Origin of the sequence: Streptomyces sp. NPDC002133 (assembly GCF_040296405.1) — a bacterium.
In the GTDB taxonomy this organism is placed as follows: Bacteria; Actinomycetota; Actinomycetes; order Streptomycetales; family Streptomycetaceae; genus Streptomyces.
The window spans coordinates 56,980-79,842 of record NZ_JBEOXF010000030.1 but is presented as its reverse complement, the minus strand read 5'-3'; the positions used below and the strand labels follow the sequence as shown (position 1 = coordinate 79,842).

General features: G+C 66.7%; 19 protein-coding genes. 11 read left to right on the top strand and 8 right to left on the bottom strand.

What is annotated here, in order from left to right:
- Positions 1-53: 53 nt before the first annotated feature.
- The 3 genes from ABT078_RS25570 to ABT078_RS25560 all read right to left on the bottom strand — a co-directional run bounded on the left by ABT078_RS25570 (position 54) and on the right by ABT078_RS25560 (position 2,405).
- Positions 54-200, bottom strand: coding sequence for a hypothetical protein (locus tag ABT078_RS25570; protein WP_351231512.1), 147 nt, complete (start codon positions 198-200; stop codon positions 54-56).
- Positions 201-361: 161 nt separating this feature from the next.
- Positions 362-2,146, bottom strand: a complete 1,785-nt coding sequence (locus ABT078_RS25565) for a SpoIIE family protein phosphatase (RefSeq protein WP_351231510.1) — start codon at positions 2,144-2,146, stop codon at positions 362-364.
- Positions 2,147-2,213: 67 nt separating this feature from the next.
- Entirely contained in the window at positions 2,214-2,405 is a 192-nt protein-coding gene (locus ABT078_RS25560) for a hypothetical protein (RefSeq protein WP_351231508.1), read from the bottom strand.
- 1,210 nt (positions 2,406-3,615) lie between these two features.
- On the opposite strand from ABT078_RS25560, the gene ABT078_RS25555 reads away from it, so the two are divergent.
- From ABT078_RS25555 to ABT078_RS25525, 7 genes are all read left to right on the top strand, one after another.
- Positions 3,616-5,145: a 4-hydroxyphenylacetate 3-hydroxylase family protein gene (locus ABT078_RS25555; protein WP_351231506.1), complete on the top strand. Its 1,530-nt coding sequence runs from the start codon at positions 3,616-3,618 to the stop codon at positions 5,143-5,145.
- 151 nt (positions 5,146-5,296) lie between these two features.
- The gene (locus ABT078_RS25550; protein ID WP_351231504.1) at positions 5,297-6,157 is read left to right on the top strand and encodes a cupin domain-containing protein; all 861 of its coding nucleotides are present in this window, start codon (positions 5,297-5,299) and stop codon (positions 6,155-6,157) included.
- A 107-nt stretch (positions 6,158-6,264) separates the two neighbouring features.
- A complete protein-coding gene (locus ABT078_RS25545; RefSeq protein WP_351231501.1) occupies positions 6,265-9,237 on the top strand; it encodes an AfsR/SARP family transcriptional regulator in 2,973 nt (990 codons plus the stop codon).
- A 103-nt stretch (positions 9,238-9,340) separates the two neighbouring features.
- Positions 9,341-9,880: a flavin reductase family protein gene (locus tag ABT078_RS25540; protein WP_351231499.1), complete on the top strand. Its 540-nt coding sequence runs from the start codon at positions 9,341-9,343 to the stop codon at positions 9,878-9,880.
- Between the two features lie 113 nt (positions 9,881-9,993).
- Positions 9,994-10,881, top strand: a complete 888-nt coding sequence (locus ABT078_RS25535) for an NAD(P)-dependent oxidoreductase (protein WP_351231496.1) — start codon at positions 9,994-9,996, stop codon at positions 10,879-10,881.
- 29 nt (positions 10,882-10,910) lie between these two features.
- The gene (locus tag ABT078_RS25530) at positions 10,911-11,135 is read left to right on the top strand and encodes a hypothetical protein (protein ID WP_351231494.1); all 225 of its coding nucleotides are present in this window, start codon (positions 10,911-10,913) and stop codon (positions 11,133-11,135) included.
- Between the two features lie 319 nt (positions 11,136-11,454).
- Positions 11,455-12,642 carry an RNA-guided endonuclease InsQ/TnpB family protein gene (locus tag ABT078_RS25525; RefSeq protein ID WP_351231492.1) on the top strand — a complete coding sequence of 396 codons (1,188 nt, stop codon included), beginning with the start codon at positions 11,455-11,457 and terminating at the stop codon, positions 12,640-12,642.
- A gap of 388 nt (positions 12,643-13,030) precedes the next feature.
- Here the strand turns inward: ABT078_RS25525 and ABT078_RS25520 are convergent, their stop codons facing one another.
- The gene (locus ABT078_RS25520) at positions 13,031-13,576 is read right to left on the bottom strand and encodes an SLAC1 family transporter (RefSeq protein WP_351231538.1); all 546 of its coding nucleotides are present in this window, start codon (positions 13,574-13,576) and stop codon (positions 13,031-13,033) included.
- A gap of 154 nt (positions 13,577-13,730) precedes the next feature.
- Here ABT078_RS25520 and ABT078_RS25515 point away from each other — a divergent pair, with 154 nt between their 5' ends.
- Entirely contained in the window at positions 13,731-13,955 is a 225-nt protein-coding gene (locus ABT078_RS25515) for a P-loop NTPase family protein (protein ID WP_351231490.1), read from the top strand.
- Positions 13,956-14,046: 91 nt separating this feature from the next.
- On the opposite strand, the gene ABT078_RS25510 is transcribed toward ABT078_RS25515, so the two are convergent.
- From ABT078_RS25510 to ABT078_RS25495, 4 genes are all read right to left on the bottom strand, one after another.
- Positions 14,047-14,631 carry a carboxymuconolactone decarboxylase family protein gene (locus ABT078_RS25510; RefSeq protein WP_351231488.1) on the bottom strand — a complete coding sequence of 195 codons (585 nt, stop codon included), beginning with the start codon at positions 14,629-14,631 and terminating at the stop codon, positions 14,047-14,049.
- 682 nt (positions 14,632-15,313) lie between these two features.
- Positions 15,314-16,714: a M24 family metallopeptidase gene (locus tag ABT078_RS25505; protein WP_351231486.1), complete on the bottom strand. Its 1,401-nt coding sequence runs from the start codon at positions 16,712-16,714 to the stop codon at positions 15,314-15,316.
- 141 nt (positions 16,715-16,855) lie between these two features.
- On the bottom strand, positions 16,856-17,500 hold the full coding sequence (locus ABT078_RS25500; RefSeq protein WP_351231484.1) for a helix-turn-helix domain-containing protein: 645 nt from the start codon (positions 17,498-17,500) through the stop codon (positions 16,856-16,858).
- Between the two features lie 450 nt (positions 17,501-17,950).
- Positions 17,951-18,712, bottom strand: a complete 762-nt coding sequence (locus ABT078_RS25495; RefSeq protein WP_351231482.1) for an FAD synthetase family protein — start codon at positions 18,710-18,712, stop codon at positions 17,951-17,953.
- Positions 18,713-18,926: 214 nt separating this feature from the next.
- Between ABT078_RS25495 and ABT078_RS25490 the strand changes: the two genes are divergently transcribed.
- The 3 genes from ABT078_RS25490 to pntB all read left to right on the top strand — a co-directional run bounded on the left by ABT078_RS25490 (position 18,927) and on the right by pntB (position 22,850).
- Complete coding sequence (locus tag ABT078_RS25490; RefSeq protein WP_351231480.1) at positions 18,927-19,718, top strand: SDR family NAD(P)-dependent oxidoreductase; 792 nt, start codon at positions 18,927-18,929, stop codon at positions 19,716-19,718.
- Between the two features lie 119 nt (positions 19,719-19,837).
- On the top strand, positions 19,838-21,397 hold the full coding sequence (locus ABT078_RS25485; protein ID WP_351231478.1) for a Re/Si-specific NAD(P)(+) transhydrogenase subunit alpha: 1,560 nt from the start codon (positions 19,838-19,840) through the stop codon (positions 21,395-21,397).
- A gap of 25 nt (positions 21,398-21,422) precedes the next feature.
- Positions 21,423-22,850: a Re/Si-specific NAD(P)(+) transhydrogenase subunit beta gene (pntB, locus tag ABT078_RS25480; protein ID WP_351231536.1), complete on the top strand. Its 1,428-nt coding sequence runs from the start codon at positions 21,423-21,425 to the stop codon at positions 22,848-22,850.
- Positions 22,851-22,863 lie beyond the last annotated feature (13 nt).

The window sequence follows — 22,863 nt, the reverse complement described above, 5'->3', positions numbered from 1 at the left end:
GGCGAAGACATCGCCGCCGGCTCATGTCGCCAGGGCCAGGAGGGGAGCGAACCTCAGCGCGCGCGGCGGCCTCCGCGGGTGTTGCGGGCGGCCGCGTGCAGCAGTCGGTCGCGGAGGTTCTTCGGCTCGACGGTGGCTCGCCGTGCTCCGGCGTGGTGGGCGGACGGCCACGGTGAGCACTTGGTGATCGTGTCGTCCATGGACACCGCGGGCCACGGCTGCGGAGTTGGGGCGGCGTGCGCCGCCGGTTCCACTCGAACCAACCGTGCCTCACGCGCGAACGGAACGTGAGCCAGAGCTGTTGCTCACCGAAAAGGCGACTCGACCGCCGGTCAGAAGGCGGGCTTCGGTCACCCGGTGATCAGATGAGTTCGCTCGCCTGCAAAGGCTGCTCGGCCCAGATGGTTTTCCCGGTGGGGGTGTAGCGGACTCCCCAGCGGTTGACGAGCCGGGCGGCGATGTACAGTCCTCGGCCGCCTTCGTCGGTGTCTCGGGCGCGCTTGATGTGTGGGGCTGTGCTGGAGGGGTCGGATACCTCGCAGGTCAGTCTGTCGCTTTCGCGGATCAGGCGCAGGGTCGCGCAGCCGCCGCCGTAGCGGATGGCGTTGGTGACAAGCTCGCTGACCACCAGCTCGGTGGCAAAGGCGAGTCCGGCAAGGCCCCATTCGCTGACTCGGTCGACGGCGCTCTGGCGGCTGCCGGCAACCGCCGCCGGATCGGCCGGTATCTCCCATGATGCGGTGTCTTCGTCGCGGACTCCGTGTACCCGTGCGAGCAGGAGGGTGCCGTCATCGCGCAGGGCGTCCTGGGAGAAGCCGGCAACCAGGCGGGACGCTGCCACGTACAAATCACCGTCGGTGGGGCGGGCTGCGGCCAGTCGCTCGCGGAAGATCGCCATTCCGCGGTCGATGTCGTTCGACGGGTGTTGAATCAGGCCGTCGGAGTAGAGCGCGAGCACGTCGCCGTCTCGTAGATCAACCTCCGCGACCTCGAACGCCAGGCCCCCCACGCCCAGCAACGGGCCTGGGGAGAGGGGAATGTACTCCACCGCGCCGTCGGGCCGGACGATTGCCGGTGGCGGATGCCCCGCACTGGCAACGGTGCAGCGCCGTGTGGTCGGGTCGACGACGGCGTAGATGCAGGAGCTGCCTGGGGCCTCGTGACCCTCTGCAAAATGGATGACGAGGTCATCGAGGTGGGTGAGCAGTTCATCGGGCTCGAGATCGAGATCGGCGAGTGTGCGCACGGCCGTGCGCATCCGGCCCATGGCGGCGGCGGCATGCACACCCTGGCCGACGACTTCGCCCACTACCAGCGCCACGCGGGCGGAAGACAGGGGGATGACGTCGAACCAGTCCCCGCCCAGGCCGCCTGTCGCCCCCGCCCCGGCCGGCACGTAGATCCCGGCCGTCTCGCCTGCTGTCGTGACGGCCCGCGCCTGTGGCAGCATGCTTTGCTGGAGCGCCAGCGCCATGCGATGTTCGCGCGTGTAGCGACGGGCGTTGTCTATGCTCACTGCGGCATAGGCGGCGAGCCATTGCAACAGCTGCAGATCAGCAGCGGTGAAGGGGGTCCTTCGCCATACTTCGATGCTGCCCAGGAGCAGACCGGGTTGTTCAATGGCGTCGTGCATCCTTTCTGTGACCAGGGGGGCACACAGCAACGACACTTCTTCGTGGTCGCCGCCTATCGGAATGAGGGCTCTTTCCATGTCGGGGTTGTGGTCGTAGAGGGCGTTGATGTGCGAGCGACCGGAGATCATGAATCCCTTTCCGGCCTGGAAACTATTTATCACTGATTGATTCGGGAATCTCGGAAGATCATCGCCCACCGGAAGGTAGCCATTCGGCCACCGCCTGCCTGCCGGCGCGAGCGCCGTGCGACGCAGCGCCAAGTCTCCGCCCCCTGTCCGCTCCGGTGGTTCCTCGCCGTCGCCGATTTCCGTGGCCAGATTGACGTTCGCGAAGTCGCCCAGCCCCGGGACTACGAGGTCGGCCAGACGTTGAGCCGTCGTTTGCACGTTCAAGGACGCGCCGATGGACGCCGCGTTCGAAAGCAGCTCCAGCTGCCTCCGTGCTTGGTCCACATCGGTGTCCACTACCTGGCCGCCCTCTGAGCCGTCCGGATCGGGAACCATCAGCTTCATATCTTTATACTAGGACTTGTCTGAATATGGACGAACGCTGGCGGTCGTCATTATGCTGCGGAGGCGGTCACCGGATCTCGATGTGGCCGGTTGGATCGCGGTGCCATGGATGCCGCGCGCACCATTCCAGACAGACCTTGGCCAGGACGGGCAGCACCGCTTGCCGGCCGACCAGGCCGCTGGGCAGTGCCTGGCGGCGCACCGGCCGAGCAGGCCGCGCGATCAAGCCGCCGGCGCGGAAGCCGGGCAGTTCCCACACAACGCCTCACTGCGTGTCTTTTGCGCGTGGCACACCCGTGTCGGAGACCGTCGGCAATTCCCGGGCGTTCACCGGACGAACGTCGTCTTGAGGCAGCGGCATGAGCTTCGAGAACCCAGGGCCCCGAGGGAGGTCAGCGGTCCGTGGCCGGTCTGTTCTCACGCCGGGCCTGGGACCGCGAGGGAAGACGCCAGGGACTTCGGTCACCTGCAGCTGGGCGTCCATGCTCAGCCGTCCGAGCCGGTCGCGTTGTGCCGGGATCCGGCCCGTCAGCGAACTGGCGACCATGCCGACCACCCGGACCACCGTAGCCGCAGAGATCACGTCACCGAGAGTGACATTCTCGGGTGTGGCCGCTGCACGGTACGTCTCAGGCGTCGCTCTGCCCCCAGGCGCGGACCTTGCGGTGGGCGGCGCTGGCCTTCTCGTCCTTCTGCAGCCTTCGTCCCAGGAGCGGCGGTGCCGGACGATGTGGCTGGGGCTGATAAACGCCCCGACGCCACTGAGCCCCCGAGCGCAAGTCGAGCGCATCACGGTAACCGGTGGCCGAGTGGACGGGGTACTTCTCGCCGATGGCGGCCACCTGGCAGGCGGTCGCCCCCGCCCTGCACTGCCTGCCAGGGCCGCACGAGTGCGGCTCGGCAGGGGGCGATGATGCGTTCCTCGATACCGCGCGCCGGCTGCTGCTACGGACCCGGCGCGCAGTTCGACTTCTTTCCTCACGCGAGGCGAACGTCAGGTCCAGCGTCATTCTCGGACCCCATTCGCCGCCGATGGATGCGGACCTTGGGAACCGATGTGGAACAGGCGGACTCGACGAAGAGGCCGTGAAGGGCTCCCGCGCCGCACTTGACGTCTGACCAGCGGTCCACGGACAGAAATACTCTGCCGCAAGGCTCTCTAACGCCATTGCTAACGGCGCCTCATCACGATTAACACCCGGCTAACATCCCGTGAATAAACTGAGGGGAATCATCGGGTGAGCGAGTCTCCACCTTGCAGGAAGATGTGCTTCGTCGATTCGAATTGACGGTGGGAATGACCGGCCGATCGTGGCTCTGATTTCCCAGCTTATAACGCGTCGAAGGTAGGTTCACAAACGGGTTCGCGGCGGTTCCCAGCGACGTTCCGTCGAGGGAACTCACTGACGAATCCGACAAGAGAAGTCCATGCAAGACGGTGCTTGGGTGAACGGAGAAGGTGGCATTTGATGCGAACTGGCGACCAGTACTTGGAGTCTCTCAGGGACGGGCGCGTTGTCTGGGTCGGAGGTGATCGGATCGATGACGTCACCACACACCCGAAGACCAGAGCAGCGGCCAAGACCATAGCGAAGTTCTACGACCTGCATCACGAGCCCGAGATGCAGGACATCATGACCTTCGTCGACGACGACGGAGTGCGTCGTTCGATGATGTGGTTCAAGCACGTGGACGCCGAGGGGTTGCGGCGCAAGCGTGTGTATCTGGAGACCGTGATCCGGGAGCTCAATGCCGGATCGGTCGGGCGGACCCCGTGCGCGAACAACTACGGCCTGGTCACCTACGAAGAGGACCCGAAGCCGTGGAGTGACCAGTCCGTGGGCACCGGCGGGCGTGACCTGACCGTGGGCATCCGAGACTTCCTGGAGCTCGTGAAGGAGGGCGATCTCAACTGCGCCTTCGCCTTCATCGACCCTCAGGTCGACCGGTCCAAGCAGCACGCGGCCAAGACCGCGCTGCGTATCGTGGAGACTCGCGACGACGGCATCGTGGTCAACGGTGTCAAAGCCGTGAGCACCGGCACGCCGTTCGCCGACTACATTCACATCGGCGTCTTCTTCCGCCCGGGAATGGAGAGCGAACAGGTCATCTACGGCGCCTGTCCTGCCAACGCGCCGGGCGTCACGATGGTCTCCCGCGAGGCGACGGTGCGGGACGACCCCGATAACCACCCGATCTCTTCGGCCGGCGACGAGCTCGAATGCACCGTCATCTTCGACAACGTGTTCATTCCGTGGGAGCGCGTTTTCCACATTGGAAGTACCGAGCACGCTTCGCTCTACCCGCAGCGCATCTTCGACTGGCTGCACTACGAGGCGCTCGTCCGGACGATGGTGCGGGCCGAACTCATGGCCGGACTCGCGCTGGTGATGACCGAGCACCTCGGCACCTACCAGCTTCCGCCGGTCCAGGCGCGCCTGGCGCGTCTCATCGAGTTCTACCAGACGATACGAGCCCATGTGATCGCGTCCGAGGCGGAAGGGTTCATCTCGCCGGGAGGGCTCTACAAGCCGAACGTCCTGCTGTTCGACTTCGGCCGGTCGTACTACTTGGAGAGGTACGCGGAAATGAGGAACGAGGTGATCGACCTTGCCGGTCGTGCCTCGCTCCTGTTCCCCACCGAGGAGCAGTGGAGCAACCCCGAGCTTCACGACTGGCTCGAACCGTTGCAGGCAGGTGCGGTCGGCGAGCCCTATGACCGCTTGCGCATCTCGCGCGTCATCCGTGACCTCTTCCTGTCCGACTTCGGCGACCGGGTGAGCACCTTCGAGCAGTTCAACGGGACCCCGATGCTCGCCACTCGGATGCTCACGATGAAGCGCTCGGAGCTGTCACCCTCCGGCCCGCTCACCGAACTCGCCCGAAAGATCTGCGGCCTTCAGAAGCCCGAGGCTCCCGAGGTGACGGCTTACACCGAGCAGGCCGAATACGCCCGGCGCCTTGACGGCGTGCGGCTTGAGGGCTCACGGGTCCGCTGAGCCGGCGACCGAGCAGGGGCGGTTCGCGGCCGGTGTCGGCCGCGGACCGCCGTCCTCAGTATTCCCCTGGGCAGGGGCTCCATGAAGAAAAACAGCGACTGGGCGAGGGATGCCGACCCGGGCTCCTTCGCGTATGAACGGAGAGGTTGACATGGCTTACTACATCGCACGTGCGGCGGATCGGAAGTTCTTCGATGTCGAGGGCGTGCCCGGTCTTCGGCAGGCGCTCCTGGTCGGGCATGAGCAGGGTGCTGCGCACTTGGAGGTGAGCTTGTACGAGCTGGCTCCCGGGGCGACGACGGGCTGGGCCCGCTGCCCGTTCGAGGAGTCGTGGTTCATCACGGGCGGAAACGGCGAAGCCACCCTTGCCGGTCTGCGCTACGAACTGGGTTCCGGCGACTACGGTGTGGCGCCCGTGGGCCTCGCCCATGCGCTGTCCGCGGGTGATGAGGGACTGACGTGGCTCGGCGTGCGCGCACCGAAGCCGCCGACGTTCGACGGTGCCCGTAACAGCATCGCCGCCAAGCCCGCTGCGGGTGAGAACCTCGGCCGTCCGTCGGAGACGGATCCCCGGCATCGCTTCGTCGGGCACTTCGAGGACTCGGACATGGCCCCGTACGCGCAGCTGTCGATGCCCGGTTACCACGGCCCCAACGTCAAGAACATCAGCCTCAGGATGATGGTCGACCAGCTCCTGGGGGCACAGCATCACACGGTCTTCGTGTGCGAGATCGCGCCGAAGTCCGGTCCGGGCCAGGCGGCGAAGGTCCACTACCACCCGTTCGAGGAGATCTACTACTTCACCTCCGGCGGGATGCGAGGAACCCTCGACGGCAACGACGAGGTCGTCGAGACAGGTGATCTGGTGTGGGCGGGCACCAACGGCACACATGGGTTCGTCAACGAACGTAATGAGCCCGCGCGCTGGATCGAGGTGCAGTCGCCGATTCCTCCCACTTCGGACGGGTTCTTCTTCCCGGACGACTGGCGTAAGCTCCCGGAAGAGCACTGAGGATCACGGAGGCGCGACGATCGATGGGTGACTCCGAAACCGATAGACCGAGCGGCTCAAAGGCCCCAGGTCGACAGAATCGCGCGATCATCAGGCGGAAGCTGGCAATGCCGGAGCCGGCGAAGGACATCGTCGTTCGCGAGAGGCTCAGTCAACGGCTGAGGGGGTTGCTCGACCGCCACACCGTGGTGAACGTCTTCGCGACAGCCGGGGCCGGCAAGACGACGGCAGTGGCCCTGGCTGTCCGCGATCTCGACAGGCCCGTTGCCTGGCTGTCACTCGACGGTACGGAGCAGGCGGCGGGCCGCCTGCTCGTCTACCTCGAGGCGGCTGTCGAGGGCGCTGTCCCCAGTGCAGCCGATGTGGCGTCCGATGCCCTGAGCAGCAGTCTCCACATCGGTGAGGCAGCTGGACTACTGGCGGAAAGTCTCCAGGGGAGCCGGCTCATTCTGGTGTGCGACAACGTGGAACGAGTCGCCCCCGACGAGACCTGCATCGCGGTGCTGTCGTCCTTCGCTCGCTACCTGCCGTACGACGTGAACCTCGTACTGATCTCGCGTGTCGATGTCCGCCTCGACTCGGGCTCGACGAGCGAGCGTGACCGGGTGGGTGAACTGGTCGAGAGCGATCTCTCGTTCGACGCCCAGGAGGCCGCCGCAGCACTACGAACCGTCGGTCGCGTCGACGTGAATCCGGCTCAGGCGGTGGCGGCGACGGGAGGCTGGGTCACGGGCGTCCTGTTCGAGGGCTGGCGTCATACACCGTCTCGCGAGCTGGATCGCGACATGCTGCGGTCCTATGTCGCAGCGAACGTCTTCAACTCCCTCTCCCTGACCGAGAGAACGTTCCTCCTTCATACCAGCCCTCTGGAGGAGGTATCGGCTGAGAGCGCCCGAGCCCTGGACCAGGAGAACGCGGCGCAGGTCATGGCGGGACTCCGCGGCCGGCATCTTCCGGTGACGTGGTCCCCGGACGGTTCGCGCATGACGCCGCACCCGGTGTTCCGCGACTTCCTGCTCGAGGCTCTGGGACGGGAGGATGCCAGGACGCTCGACGCGGTTCGGCGCAGGCACGCCGAGGTCCTGATCGCCCGCGGCGAGCACGAGGAAGCCGTCGATGAGTTGCTCCGGCTCGGCGACCTGGAGGCGGCTGGGCGGCTGGCTGCCGTGGCCCTCCCCAGCCTCGTCGCCCGGATGGACTTCGCGCCGGCGGCACGGTGGCTCGATGCACTGGGAGCGTCGGCCCGGACCCCGACCCCGGAGATCGGATCGGTCATCCTGCGCGTCGCGTTCGCACTCGAGCAATGTGATCGCGGAGTGGAGCTCGTCGACCGCCATGGATCTGCCTGGCTTCCGGAGCCGGGGACTCCCGACTTCGAGGAGGCCCATGTCCTGGCCTGTTGGTGCCTCTGGCACTTCGGGCGGATCGAGGAGGCGCGGTCCATTGCCGATCAGCTGCCCCCGGGCCGGAACCGGCTCATCGCGTTCACGCTGATCGCACTCGCCACCGGCGAGGAGCCGCCACCTTTTCCCGACTACTCGACCACGCCGTCCGGCCCCCTCGACGGTTTGCTGATGCGGCTTGCCTTCTTGCGCGGTCGCCTCGAAGGACTCGACGACCCGGGATCGTTCGATCCGTGGCGCACGATACTCGGCGGCCCTTGGACCGTCGCCGCACTGCGCGCCACCGGTCGACTCGACGCCGCGATGTCGATGTTCGAGCCTCGCCGTGGTTCCTCGCAGCCGGTCTGGCTGCATGCCGTCGACGCCGTCGACCTCATGCTCGACCTCGGCCGCGGAGAGGAGGCCTGTGCGTCCATCAAACGTGGGAGAGAGCTCATCGCGGCAACCGGCTCCAGAGTGTACAAGAACTTGAGCCTGCTTGTCGAAGCCAAGTTGTGCCTGCGCCTCAAGGGTGACACACAAAGTGCCGACCGTGTGCTGGCCGAGGCGACTGCCAACGGAGCCTCGGAGTACGCCCTCACACGGGAGCCATGGCAGATGTGGTCGGGACTGTCGATGCTTCTGCAGAACAGAGATGCCGAGGGGCACGAGCACCTCGCGGAATGCCTTCGGAGCATGCAGAAGGGAGACCGCCATCTCGATCTCCCGACGGCTGCCGTGTACCTGGCCGAGGCACAATGGCGCCTCGGCCTCGAGGACGACTCCGACGCCACGGCCGACCTTGCGATGGTCTCCGCCTCGACGCACGGAACACAGCACCTGCTCCTGACGGCCCTGGCGGACATGCCGTCGGTTGCGGCCAGAGCTGCGGACACCAAGTCCAGTCGCATGTCGCCCTGGCACGAGATCCTCGCCGTCCTCTCGGGCCAACATCCCATACGTGTGAACGTGCGTACGCCCCGCCTCGTGCTCGAGGAGTTCGGCGAGCCGACCCTCACCATCGACGGAACCGTGGCTCAGCCTGGGCTGACGAAGAGTGTCGAGCTGCTGAGCTACCTGCTCGGGACACCCGACCGTAGGGCTACACGCGAAGAGCTTCTCGGGGCGCTCTTCGGCGGCCGCAATGATGCTGCCGGCCGCAGCTATCTGCGGCAGGCGCTCTACCGACTGCGCGAGGTGCTCCCCGACGGCATGGGCCCGGCGCAGGACGGCGATGTCTTTCAACTGGTCGGCCCCGCGTTGGCCATGGGTTCGGCACAACGGGCGGTCGACCTCGTCGCCCAGGCGGGGAGACAGGACGGAGCGATTCGCCTCCAGACGCTGTCGAACGCCCTCAGCAGTGCGGAGAGAGGGCCCTACCTTGCCACGGTTGCAGGTGACTGGGTCGCCGAGCGTCGCGTAGCTCTGACGGAGACCTTCTTGTCGGCCCGAGTCGACGCAGCCAGTCTCGCCTATCGAATGAACCGTTATCGCGAGGCAAGGGGACTTGTCGACTACGTGCTTCGCGAGGATCCGTACCGCGAGCAGGCCTGGCGGCTCGCCATCCAGCTGGCGCATGCCAGCGGCAGCGATGACGCCGTGCTGGCGCTCTACCAACGGTACGCCGCGCGGATGCGGGAGCTCGGCGTACCGCCGTCCGACGAGGTTCGCCGACTCGTCATGCAGCTACGCCGATAGGCCTGGGCCGATTTCGCGTCAGTAAACATGCTCTCAGTCACACTCAAGCCATCTCGTTACGGACAACGCTCAAGCCATCTCGTTACAGGCAACGGAGGGCATCATGGGTACATCGACCGCGCAGGACATGAGCGTCACCTACCGCGGAGCCATGTCTCGGTTCACGACCGGCGTCACGATCGTGACCACCAGGACTCCGGAAGGACCAGCAGGGATGACAGCCAGCGCTGTCGCGTCTGTGTCGCTGGATCCGCTCATGCTGCTGGTCTGCGTCGGAAACACCCTTGCGACGAGGGACGCGATCTCCGGATCCGGAGTCTTCGCTGTCAGCGTCCTTTCACAGGGCCAGGAGCGGCACGCACTTCAGTTCGCGAGCCGGTGTGACGACAAGTTCGCCGGCATCGGGTTCCGAACCGACAGCGACCTCCCCGTTGTCGAAGGCGCCGTCGCCCACTTTGCTTGCAACGTGAACGAAGAGATCGCCGGGGGAGACCACACCATCTTCATCGGCGAGGTGGTCAGCTGCGGCTATTCCGTCGAAGCGGACCCACTTGTGTACTTCGGTGGGAAATTCGGCAGTCTCTGCGATCTCGATTCGCATGCGCAGCTCGCGTTCGACTGGCAGCTCGCTGCATCGATGTAGCGAGACCCGCCAAGACACCCAGGCCGGCACTGAGCAACACCGCGAGTTGTCCGGCCTGGGTGAGATCAACAACCCTTTGCGCATGTCGCGCATTTTGTCCCCAGGAGATGAACGTGGACGTATCCGTGCTGGGCCTCGGTCAGATGGGATCCGCCATCGCAGAACGACTCATCGGCGCAGGCCACAAGGTCAGCGTCTGGAATCGGTCGAAGGGCAGGGCAGACGGCCTGGTGGCCAAGGGCGCGTTCGAGCTGGACGCCTCCCATGAGGCGTGGGCCCGGTCGGACGTCTGCATCACGATGGTCGCAGACTCCTCTGCTCTGGCCGATGTTGCGCTCGCGCCCGACGGCGGGCTCGCCCACGCCGCACCCGGCAGGGGGAAGACTCTCATCGACATGAGCACTGTCTCAGCGGAGGTCTCCCGTCAGGTGGCCGCCGCGGCTGCGGCCGGCGGCATCCGGTACCTACGCGCTCCAGTGAGCGGAAACCCGGGTGTCGTGCGAGCCGGGAACCTCACGATCATCGCCTCGGGTGAGGACCCCGTCTTCACGTCGGTCGAGAGTCTGCTTCGCGACATCGGCCCCCATGTGTTCTACGCCGGCGAGGGGGATGCTGCACGAATCATCAAGCTGGCTCTCAACCTCATGGTCGCCGGGACGGCCGAACTTCTTGCCGAGTGCGTCGCATTGGCCGAGGCCCACGACGTACGACGAGACAAGCTTCTGGAGGTCGTCGGCGCCTCGGCGGTCGCGTCACCGTTGGTGAAGTACAAGATCGGGCCCATCCTGGCGGACGACTACACGTCGACGTTCAGCTCGCGGCTGATGCGCAAGGACTTGGACCTGGTCCTCGAGTCGGCGGCAGCCGGTGGAGTTCCGCTGCCGGTCACCGGCGTCGTGCAGCAGCTGCTTCAGGCGTGCATATCGACTGGTTTGGGCGAGCTGGACTTCATGGCGCTCCTCATCCGGCTGCAGCGTGAGGCCGGCCAGACCTCTGCCTGACCGGCCGCACAGTCGATGGACTTCGACATGTGGACCAGTCTCGGTCTCCGACCCTGTCGGCGGTCGGCGGCTTCGCCGGTTACGAGATCCTGGAGGACCGGGCGACCGAGACGGTGCGCATCAGTTGGATCTGCGACGACACCGGAGGGGAGTTGGGCGTTCACATGGGCGGGTTGTTCAGCCCGGACGCGCGGCCCGGTTCCGCGCGGGACGTGGGTGCGGCGGGCCGGGAGGTCGCCGGCGATTCGGTCTGACCCGAGCAGTACGGTCGCGACCCGAAGCCGGGAGCGGGCGACGCCATTTCTCACGTCCGGTGGGTGAGGGGACGCCGGACGTTCCGCACGCACGCGGGCTGAGCTGCCGAGCCGCGTGATCGTCCGGGCCGGCGAGTGCATCCGCCCGGACGATCACGCGGCTCGCGTCACTTCACCTGATTTCTCCCAGGAGGCCCCGGCCTTCAGGCCGGGGAGGAATGGGTGCTTGGAGCGGAGCCGCTAAGCGGCGGAGTTCCCTTCGTGTCTGTCGTGACCTGTGCTTTCGGCTGTTGTCGGTGGTGGCGGTTAGGTTGATGGGGTGAAGGTCGTGGTGCAGGTGAAGCTGTTGCCGTCGCCGGAGGTGGCGGCGGCTTTGGCGGCGACCCTGCGCGTGTGCAACCGGGCGGCTGATGCCGCCTCGGTGGTGGCTTATGAGACGGGCACCACCACCCGCAACGAGCTGCAAAAGCTCGTCTACACCCACTTGAAGTCGGAGTTCGGGCTGGCTGCCCAGCCGGCCGTGCGGGTGGTGAAGAAGGTCGTGGACGCCTACGCCACGTTGCGCGCCAACATCCGGGCGGGAAACCTCGGCCCGGCCACCTCGAAGCGGCCCAGGCGTGCGGAGTCGAAGCCGGTCGTCTTCCGGCCTGATGCGGCCCAGCCGTATGACGACCGGATCCTGTCCTGGCAGCACGACGCCCGGACGGTGAGCGTCTGGACCGTGGCCGGGCGGATGAAGGGCGTCCGGTACACCGGGCACCCCGGCCAGTTGGCGATGCTCGAGAAATACCGCAAGGGCGAGTCGGATCTCGTGCACCGGGACGGCATGTGGTTCCTTATCGCCACCTGCGAGATTCCCGAAGCGCCGCTCAACACCGACCCGGTGGACTGGATCGGGGTGGACCGGGGCATCGCCAACCTCGCCACCACGTCCGACGGGACCAACTACCAGGGCCGCCGCCTTGGCCGCTACCGGCGCTGGCACGCCCGCAAGCGAGCCGAACTCCAGGCGAAGCAGACCCGCTCCGCCACCCGGCGGGCCAAACGCCGGGCACGCCGCGAGGCCCGGCACGCCGCCCATGTCAACCACAGGATCAGTAAAGAGATCGTGGCCGTCGCTGGGGGTACCTCCCAGGCGAAGCGCTGGGGGAGCACCGGACGCGGAATCGCCCTCGAAGAACTGAGTGGCATCCGTGACCGGGTACGGCCTTTCCGCGACCAGCGGGCCGCGTTCTCCTCGTGGCCTTTCCACCAGCTGGAAGAGCACATCCGGTACAAAGCCCGGCGGGCCGGAGTGCCGGTGATCTGGGTGGATGCCCGCTACACCTCGCAGATGTGCCCCAGATGCGGACACACCGCGAGAAACAACCGTCCCGTCCGGGACGCCTTCTGCTGTCGTCGGTGCGGGCTCGCTGGCCCGGCCGACCACGTCGCCGGGGTCAACGTGCGCAACCGTGCACGCTCGGCGTGGGTTCTCGTCAACGGACCCGTACCACAAAGGACATGAACACCTCCCTTTTTGCTGGTAGATGCGACCCGTGACCGCCCTGCCGTAGGGGGCAGTCGGGAGCGCGACAAGGCGTCAACGACAGAGCCAACAGGTTCGGTCGTTTGCGGCCGAGAAGTTGACCGGAAACCGGAGCCTCGGGCAGGAACAGTGCGCCGAGAAGGCTGCCGCGCAGCGTGCGCCCGGCGACGACGACCTCGTCGCCAGAAGGAGTACGTACAAGGCTGCCGACGCGTCGAACGCGTCGGCGCGAAGGCGTGCCGCCAGTGGAACCGGTGCCCGTCACGCACGCGCCCACCGGAAGGTGAAGCTCTACCAGGCCAAGATAATGGGAAGATGTGCCCTGGCGGCCCGGCCCCACGGTGAGGCGGGGCGAGGGCAGGCCACATCATTGCGAGCCCGCGGTGGGGACAACGATGACGAAACCGGAGACACGGCGGCGCCGGACGTGTGCGGGTGCGGCAGTGCCAGGTGGGCGACCGACCCCAGTGCGTTCCCCGCTGCCATCGGCTGACCGAGCAGAGAGCGGACCGCGCACGATGCACAGCGTGGGAACCATCCCGCTGGCCCGACCTTGCGGTGCACGAGACGGCTCGACAGGTGAGTGCTGATCACGATGCTCGTGAAGTGGCTGATCCCGAACGTGGAGCAACAGGCAGCAGCAGGGTGAGACGCGCCTGTCCGGGAGCGGTGTGCGGAACGAGTGTCGCACCGCCGGCGGGGAGAGCATCGGCGGGATCACGTGCATGAGCCATCCCGCGAAGGCCGGGTCCTGGCCCGCTTCGTGGTCCGCGATGGCCGGGATCGGAATCCAGACACTGGTGACCAGGCTCAGCAGCGTGCCGACGACCCACAGCACCAAGTCGACGCGTACGGCCGGCGAAGGACCGATCCAGTCCTTCGCCGGCGAGAGGGTGCCGAACCCCACAGTCATCAGTGCCACGGCCCACTTCCGGGGTGCGCCGGCCGTGGCACCGATGTCTGTGGGCATGGTGCTGCGCGGTGTTCCGGTGAGGTGTGCAGTGCACCACCCACGCCGACGACAGGGCGAGCAGTGGGGCGGTCGCGAGGGTCCGGAGGACCAGGCGATGATGCGGAGCCCTGTCACGCGGAGTGGGAGGACGGAGGCGGCGTCGGCCCCGGTCCCCGTCCCGTCAGTTGGACGCCGGGGCGAGGTCTTCGGCGACGACAGGGTCGCCGCCATGATCGGCCGCCTCGTCCACCAGTCCGAAGTGATCTCCCTCAAGGGCGACTGCCACCGCATGCGCGGTCGTGACCTCGGCCGGATTCCCGCGATCAACACCGGGGAATGACCAACTCAACTGACGGACCGTGGGGCCATCGTGACGGTCGAGGACCGGGATGGCTCTCGAAGCGGCCGAGACCTCACTGCCCTGTGTGGTTTCAGAGGTGGATCTCCACGAGTGTGGGTGGCTCCGGCATGTCCAGATCGAGGGCCATGACACGATGGAAGCGTGACAATGCATTCCAGATGCTGATGCTCATGACGAGCTCCACCACCTGTGCTGCGTCGAACACCCGCTGCACATCGTCGCGGACACTTGCCGAGACGCCGGTGAGGCCACCTTCCACGGGGACCGTCGGAACGGCGACCGTGATCTCCTCGGCCAACTGAAGAGCCAGCCGTTCCCGCTCGGTGAAGCCTTCGAGCTCGCCTCCCGCAACGGCCGTGAGCTCGTCGACGCCCACCCCTTTGGCCAGTGCGGACGTGCAGCGGTGACTTGCTGTATAGCGGCAGTGGTTGAGTACGGCCACGCGTACCGCGACGAGCTCCTTCACGCGCTCCTCCAACGCGCCTGGGCCGTTGACCTGCCTGAGGAACGGCAGGTATGTGGCGAGCAAACCGGGACTGTTCCCGATGGCCGCCCAGGTGTTGAGGACTTGTCCGTAAGCATTCACCCCCTGTGCGAGGGTGGGTTGGTCGACCGAGGAGAACTGGTCGGATGCGAGTAGAGGAACAAGCGACATGTGAACTACCTTTCGACGGGTCCTGCGTGGGAGTGGCCGGCTCGGGGTGAGGGTGGGACAGACTCCTGGGGAGTGGCCATTACTGCATGCCCGGTCCGGCGACGCGGTGAAGCGCCGGGTTTCCGCAGGCCGATCGCGATCCCCATCGTCGCGTTGAGCCACGGCACGAGGAAGGTCAGGGCGACGCGAGCCGTGAGCGCCCACGTGAACGGGCCTTCCCGGACCTGTGAGTAGAGGTTGACCATGAACAGGATTGACCCGACTGTCAGGGCGGCCACGGTCGTCTGCGCCAATGACCTGCCTCGTACGGCGCTGCGCAGCGCCTCGCTCCAGGAGACAGCGGGAGTCTTGGCTTGAGGGTCTTGCTCGGGCAAGCTCATCGTGTGCTTCAACGCTCCCGTCAGGTCACGATCTCCAGCGGTCGCTTTGGCCGACAACACCGTCGAGGGAGTGTGGATGGAGGGCGGCCGCGTCAGCGAACTCGTCGCCGAGTCCCAGCTGATCGTGAATGGGGACTCGGCGGACGACGTTGCAAGCCTGATCCACACCCACCCGACTCAGTCGGACGCGCCGGGAGAGGCCCACGTGCTCCTTGGAGGGAAATCTCTTCACGTCACCGACTCACGGGAGCAGTCGGCGGCTCGCGTCCACGTGGACCGACGGGCTTGGGTCAGCTCTCGGGTCAGAGGTGAGCAGAGTCGCCTTGGTGGCTGGACCGGGTCCCGGCAACCGTGTTCAGATGCGACTGCGAGTCGCGCTCGGTCGACAACGGTCCTGAGACGGTGAAGTAGCGCTGGCCGGCGACGAGAAGCTCCTCTGCGGGGAACTTCGTGATCACCTCGCAGCCATCCGCGGTCACCACGAGTTCCTCCTCGATCCGGGCCGCGCCCCAGCCGTCCTTCGACGGCCAGTAGGTCTCCAGCGCGAACACCATGCCCTCTTCGAGCACCTCGGGGTGCTCAAGGGAAACCAGTCTGGAGAACACCGGCTTCTCCCAGATCGACAGCCCGACACCATGGCCGTACTGCAGCGCGAAGGCCGCTTCCTCGTCGGGGAACCCGAACTCCTGCGCCGTTGGCCACACCGACACGATGTCGGCCGTTGTAGCGCCTGGGCGGACGAGACTGATCGCTTCGTCCATGTACTCGCGGCACCGCGTGTAGGCGTCGCGTTGGGCGGAAGAGGCGCTGCCGACAGCAAACGTACGGTAGTAGCAGGTGCGATAGCCGTTGTAGCTGTGCAGAATGTCGAAGAACGCCGGATCCCCGGGCCGCACGATGCGGTCCGAGAAGACGTGGGGATGTGGTGCACACCGCTCCCCGGAGATGGCATTGACGCCTTCGACGAACTCCGAGCCGAGGTCGTAGAGAGTCTTGGCCACCACTCCCACACACTCGTTCTCGCGCACACCCGGCCGGAGAAACTCGTAGAGGTTCTCGTAGGCAGCGTCGACCATCGAGCAGGCATGGGTGAGCAGATGGATCTCGTCACGTGTCTTGATGCGTCGGGCTTCCAGGAACACCTGCTGGCCGTCGACCACGGTGATGCCCGCGTTCTGCAGGGCCATCAGGACCGGGAGCTCGATGACGTCGACGCCGAGCGGCTCGCCCAGGAGCCCATAGAGCTCGAGCTCGCGCTTGATCTTCTGGGCGACGGAGTCGGCCATCCCGACCAAAGGGTTGATCGCGCCGCGCAGTGTCGAGATGCCGGCGCGAGCGCCGCTCGGGTTGCGGGCATCGGCTCCGTGGTGGGCTCCGTGCGGATCACTGTCCGAGTGGGCTTTCGAGTAGTCCAGCCACGGGTTGTACAGCTGGTGGTGCTTGGCGGCTGAACCAAAGTCCCAGACGATCGGCTCACCTCCCCTGACCAGCAGGGAGAACCGGATCATCTTGTCGACTGCCCATGTGCCGATGTGGGTCGAGGTCATGTAGCGGATGTTGGCGAAGTCGAATGCCAGGACGGCGCCGACGTCGGACTGCTCCAACGACTTGCGGAGACGGGCCAGCCGCTCGTCGCGGAGCCTGCTCATGTCGACGCGGGTTTCCCAGTCGACCGCGTTCGGACCAAACGTTGGAATCGCCATCACAAGTCCTTTGCTCAAGCGGACAGTCGCGGTATCGGAGACGCACGCCCATCAGCTGCACTCGGTATGGTGTGCATGTGTTAAGCAAGACTTAACACCTGAAGGGCGAGCGACGTCAACCAGTGGTGGGCAGCGAGGTTGTCAAGAGCGGCCTTCTTGCTGCGCGTCAGTGGGGAGCCAGGTGGGGATCGGGCCCTCGGTTCCCGACGCACCGCCCCCTACGACCACATGCCACAGGCCGCTCGCCGGCTCGTCGCTCTCGTTCACGTACAGGTGGGGGACCGCGGAGTCGAAGCTGATGGACGAGCCGGGTTCGAGACTGTAGGTCTCGAACCCGATGCGGACGGTCAGGCGCCCCGAGATCAGAAAGCCGTACTCCCGTCCTTGGTGACTCATCAGCCCTCCTTTCGTGGAAGAGCTGCTGCCAGGTGGGTAGGTGACGAGCAGTGCATCGACAAGCGGGTCAGGGCTGGGCGTAAGCCGCTCCCAGGTGACGCCGCTGTCCATCACGAGCACAGCTCGTTCGTCGGGCGTCACAAGAGGCGACGTAGGGGTCGTCAGTGGGCCGCGACTGCGCTCCACCCCCGGTCCGGCGAGGAGCTGGTCGAGCGAGATCGAGAGTTCGGACACCAGGGAGTAGAGGGTGGCGACCGAGGGTTCGGAGTGCCCGTTCTCGATCTGGGACAACATGCTCGGTGAGATGCCGACGCGGCGACTCAGCTCACGAACGCTGAGCTTGGCCTCGGTGCGAGCGGTGCGCAGGCGAGCACGTGCTTCGGGTTCCACGGGTCTGTTCCCTCCTCGATTGCGGCATGCGGTCCCCGGGCAGTCGTTGACCTGCGTCGGACGTCGCTCCCGCGGTGTACAGCAATACTAAACAAGACGCGAGGGTGCGACACGGATGCGGGTGGACTGCCGGGTCTGCGTGGTGGTGACCATCCAGAGATCACCGTGCCTGATTCTGACCCCGCGACCCGGTTCTTCGTCGACATTCCGGGAGCCAAGGAGTTCGACGTCCTCGGCCCCTTCGAGGCCGAGGACGGCTGAGTGGAGACTCAACTGGGAGTGGCCCGCGATGCCAGGGTCGACCGCCTTCCGTCTCCGCCTTTGGCTGCGAGCCTCCAACTGGAGCTCGACGGTTGTCCCGATGGGAAGGGCCATCAACGGCACATGTCCGGCGCGCCTGTGGGATCCGCGGACCCGAACGCCTGAGGGGAAGTGGGCCGTCGGCCAGGCCTACGAGGCTCGCTTCACGAACGTCACCTCGACATGGGTGCCTGTCCGCGCTGGGCTCATGACTTCGACCGTGCGGTCCTGACGCACTCGAAGGGCGCAAGGGTGACTGTCGACGTATCCGAGATAGAACCCGGGTGCGGGGCGCGCGAACTCGGACGAGATCAGCAACTGGCCCTCATCGCCGACGACTGCCGGAAGGGTGAGGGACGCTCCCAGCAGGTCAGCGGCCCCTTCGATGTCGCCGTCGAAGATCAGCCGGCGGATGCGCGTCGATGAGATCGGCTCACCGGCCGGGCCCCGCGTGACGAGCGGGACGACTCGGGTGCTCAGCTCGGGATACTGTTCGAAAGTGGTTGTCGTCCCGGCGCCTCGGGCGCCGAATCGAAAGCCCTGGCCGACACTGACGAACTGCGCACCGAGCCGGTCGACAACGACACGTTCGACGAAGTCCTCGGCAGAAACTCGCGACCAGGCTCGGTCGAACGGGACGATCGCCACGCGCCGGATCCCCAAGGTGCCAAGCTTCTGGAGCTTCCGTCGGCGATCGCTCAGCAGGCTCGGTACATGGCGTGGCTCGAGCACCTGCATCGGGTGAGGGTCGAATGTGAGCACTGTGTCGCACTCGTAGAGGACCTGACGGTGACCGAGGTGAACGCCGTCGAAGGTCCCGATCGCGACCTTGGCGCGCGCCCGCGCTCCACCGGTGCGGCGACTACCGGCGCCCCGTTTCCTGTCGGGCACCTCGAGGCTGAGGACCTCCATCGCCCTTCCCTCCTTCACCCTCGGAGCGGGCCGAGCGCGGGCCATTGTGCGCCTCGCACCGTTAGCCGTCAGGAAGGTGGGAGGGGGCCCGACCGTCCGCGTGTGAACCCTGTGTTAACCGCGCTTGCAGTGGCCGCAGCGCTTCAGATCTTCTCTTCGCAGAAGGAATAAACCGCTAGCTGTGAGGAGCCGAACAATGGCTGCAGGTTTGAACTTGGAGGGCCGGACGGCTTTCGTGACCGGTGGTAGTCGAGGCCTGGGCTTCGCCATCGCACAGGCGCTGCTCGAGCGTGGCGCCAAGGTGGCGATCGCAGCCAGGGACGAAGCGGCCGTCAAGGCTGCGGCCGGTCGTCTCACCGCTGGTGCCGGCGCGGCGGACGTGCTCCCCGTCGTCGCGGACGTCACCGACGCGGAGTCCGTCAACAGCGCGCTGGCAGAGGTGCACGCGTGGCACGGCAGCCTTGACATCCTCGTGAACAACGCAGGGCCGCAGCTCGCGCCGTCCCCCCTGGACAAGGTCGACGAGAAGATCGTCGCGTCGGCCTTCGACACGAAGCTGATCGGCTTCATTCGCGTCTCGCAGGCCGCTCTCCCGTTCTTGAGCCGGACCGGCAGCGGCAACATCGTCAATGTTGTCGGCGCGACTGCACACGCGGTGATTCCGAATACCGCTGCTACGGCCATCGTGAATGCGGGCGTGGTCGCGCTCACGAGCTACCTGGCGACCGAGGCGGCGCCCAGCAACATCCGAGTCAACGCGATCTCCCCCGGAATGACGAAGACCGAGGGCTGGCTCACCAGGACCGAGGCCATGGGCCAGCAGCAGGGCAAGAGCGCCGAGGAGGTTCGGGCCGGCATGGCCAAGGGGCTTGGCATTCGCCTCGACCGCTGGGCCGAGCCTGCCGAAATCGGCGCTGCGGCGGCGTTCCTGGCGTCCGACGACGCCTCCTACGTGACCGGTCAGGTACTGCGTGTCGACGGCGGGCTGTCGAAGCCCGTCGCCTGATCGCAGGCCCCAGGCAGGCGCCGTCCAAGGTCCGCACTCGCCTTGGACGGCGCTCCTGGTTTGCGTACGTGAGGAATCCGCCGAGTGCTCTGCAACATCGACACCCTGGAGTGTTGGGAATGCTGATCGGAATCGTGAGCGAAGCCCGCCGTGGCGAGACGCGCGTTGCCGCGACTCCTGCCACGGTCGTCCAGTTGGTGAAGCTCGGGTACGACGTCGTGGTGGAGCCGGGTGCGGGTGTGTTGTCGAGCTTCCCGGACGAGGCGTATCTCGGGGCCGGTGCGAGTCTCGGTGACCCGCTCGCGGCGGAGGTGGTGCTCGGGGTGAACGCCCTGTCGCCGGAGCAGTTGGACGGGTTGAAACCGGGTGCGACGGTCGTGGGCATCATGGGCCCGGCGTTCAACCCCGCACTCGTTCAGGACCTTGCGGCGCGGCCGATCACGGCGTTGGCGATGGACGCGGTGCCGCGTATCTCGCGGGCGCAGTCGCTGGACGTGCTGTCGTCGATGGCGAACATCGCCGGCTACCGGGCGGTGGTGGAGGCTGCTCATGTCTACGGCCGGTTCTTCACCGGTCAGGTGACGGCTGCGGGCAAGGTGCCGCCGGCCAGGGTGCTGGTCGTCGGTGCGGGGGTGGCGGGTCTGGCCGCGATCGGCGCGGCGGGGAGCCTGGGGGCCATCGTGTACGCCACCGACCCGCGGCCGGAGGTCGCCGACCAGGTCAAGTCGCTGGGCGGCGAGTACCTCTCGGTCGAGATCGCGGACGCCGGCGAGGTGGAGGTGTCGGCGACGGGTTACGCCAAGGAGATGTCGGACGACTACAACACCCGCGCCGCCCAGCTGTACGCGGACCGGATCCCGGAGATGGACATCGTGATCACGACGGCCCTGATCCCGGGCCGGCCGGCGCCGACGCTGATCACCGCGGAGATGGTGGCGTCGATGAGGTCGGGCAGCGTGATCGTGGACCTGGCCGCCGCGAACGGCGGCAACGTCGAAGGCACCGTCAAGGACGAGGCGGTGGTCACCGCCAACGGTGTGACGATCATCGGCTACACCGACCTGCCCGGCCGGTTGCCCGCGCAGGCGTCCCAGCTGTACGGGACGAACCTGGTGAACCTGATGAAGCTGATGACGCCGGGCAAGGACGGCCACTTGGTGCTGGACTTCGACGACGTGGTGCAGCGGTCGATGACCGTGGTCCGCGACGGCGAGTCGACGTGGCCGCCGCCGCCGGTCCAGGTGTCCGCCACTCCGGCAGCCGCTGCCGCCTCCGCGTCCCCCGCGGTGAAGCCGGCCGGCTCCCAGGACAAGCCGCCGATGTCGATCCGGCGGCGGTTCGCCCTGGTCGGGGTCGGCGCCGCGGTGCTGTTCCTGCTCGCGGCCATGTCACCGCCGGCGCTGCTGGGACACCTGACGGTGTTTGCCCTGGCGATCGTGATCGGCTACTACGTGATCGGGCACGTGCACCACGCCCTGCACACGCCTTTGATGAGCGTGACCAACGCGATCTCGGGAATCATCGTCGTCGGCGCCCTCATGCAGATCGGGCACGGTGAGACCCCGAACGGCGTGGTGGTCACGGTGCTGTCGGCAACCGCGATCCTGCTTGCCTCGGTCAACATCTTCGGTGGCTTCGCGGTGACCCGCCGGATGCTCTCCATGTTCTCGAGAAGCTGAAGGGGCCCCAGCCATGTCTGATCTGATGACTGTCGAGACCGCCACGGCGGCGGCGTACATCGTCGCGGCCCTGCTCTTCATCCTGGCGCTGGCCGGACTGTCCCATCACGAGTCCGCCAAGGCCGGCAAGACCTTCGGCGTCGCCGGTATGGCGGTGGCCCTGGCCGCGACGATCGCGCTGGCGATCGACCGGGACATGTCCGGAGTCGGTCTGGCGCTGATGATCGGCGCCGTGGCCGTCGGTGCCGCGATCGGCCTGTGGCGGGCACGGGTCGTGGAGATGACCGGGATGCCCGAGCTCATCGCCTTGCTGCACTCCTTCGTGGGGCTGGCCGCGGTGCTGGTGGGCTGGAACGGCTACCTGCACGTCGAGGCCACCCTGGACGGCACCAGCAGTGCCGAGGCCAAGGTGCTGGAGGCTCAGGAGCTGCTCGGGATCCATTCCGCCGAGGTGTTCATCGGCGTCTTCATCGGCGCGGTCACCTTCACCGGCTCGATCGTGGCCTTCCTCAAGCTCTCGGCACGGATCAAGTCGTCCCCGCTGATGCTGCCCGGCAAGAACTACCTCAACCTCGGTGCCCTGGCCGCGTTCGCGGTGCTGACCACGTGGTTCGTGATCGCTCCGGCGCTGTGGCTGCTGGTCGCGGTCACGCTCGTCGCGCTGGCCCTGGGTTGGCACCTGGTCGCCTCGATCGGCGGCGGTGACATGCCGGTCGTGGTCTCGATGCTGAACTCCTACTCCGGCTGGGCGGCCGCGGCGTCGGGGTTCCTGCTGGAGAACGACCTGCTGATCATCACCGGCGCCCTGGTCGGCTCCTCTGGTGCCTACCTGTCCTCCGTCATGTGCAAGGCGATGAACCGGTCCTTCATCTCCGTGATAGCCGGCGGGTTCGGCATCGAGGCCGGCCCGGCCGAGGACAAGGACTACGGCGAGCACCGCGAGATCACCGCCGAGGGCGTCGCCGAACTCCTCGGGTCGGCCGACTCGGTGATCATCACCCCCGGTTACGGCATGGCCGTGGCCCAGGCCCAGTACGGCGTCGCCGAGCTGACCCGCAAACTCAGAGACCGCGGCGTGAAGGTGTGCTTCGGCATCCACCCGGTCGCGGGCCGGCTGCCGGGCCACATGAACGTCCTGCTCGCCGAGGCCAAGGTCCCGTACGACATCGTGCTGGAGATGGACGAGATCAACGACGACTTCAACCACACCGCCGTCGTTCTCGTCATCGGCGCCAACGACACCGTCAACCCCGCCGCCACCGAGGACCCAGGCTCACCCATCGCCGGCATGCCCGTCCTCCAGGTCTGGAACGCCGAGAGCGTCATCGTCTTCAAACGCTCCATGGCCTCCGGGTACGCCGGCGTCCAGAACCCGCTCTTCTATCGCGAGAACTCCGCCATGCTCTTCGGCGACGCCAAGGACCGTGTCGAAGACATCCTCCGAGTCCTCTGACACGAGTCTTGCC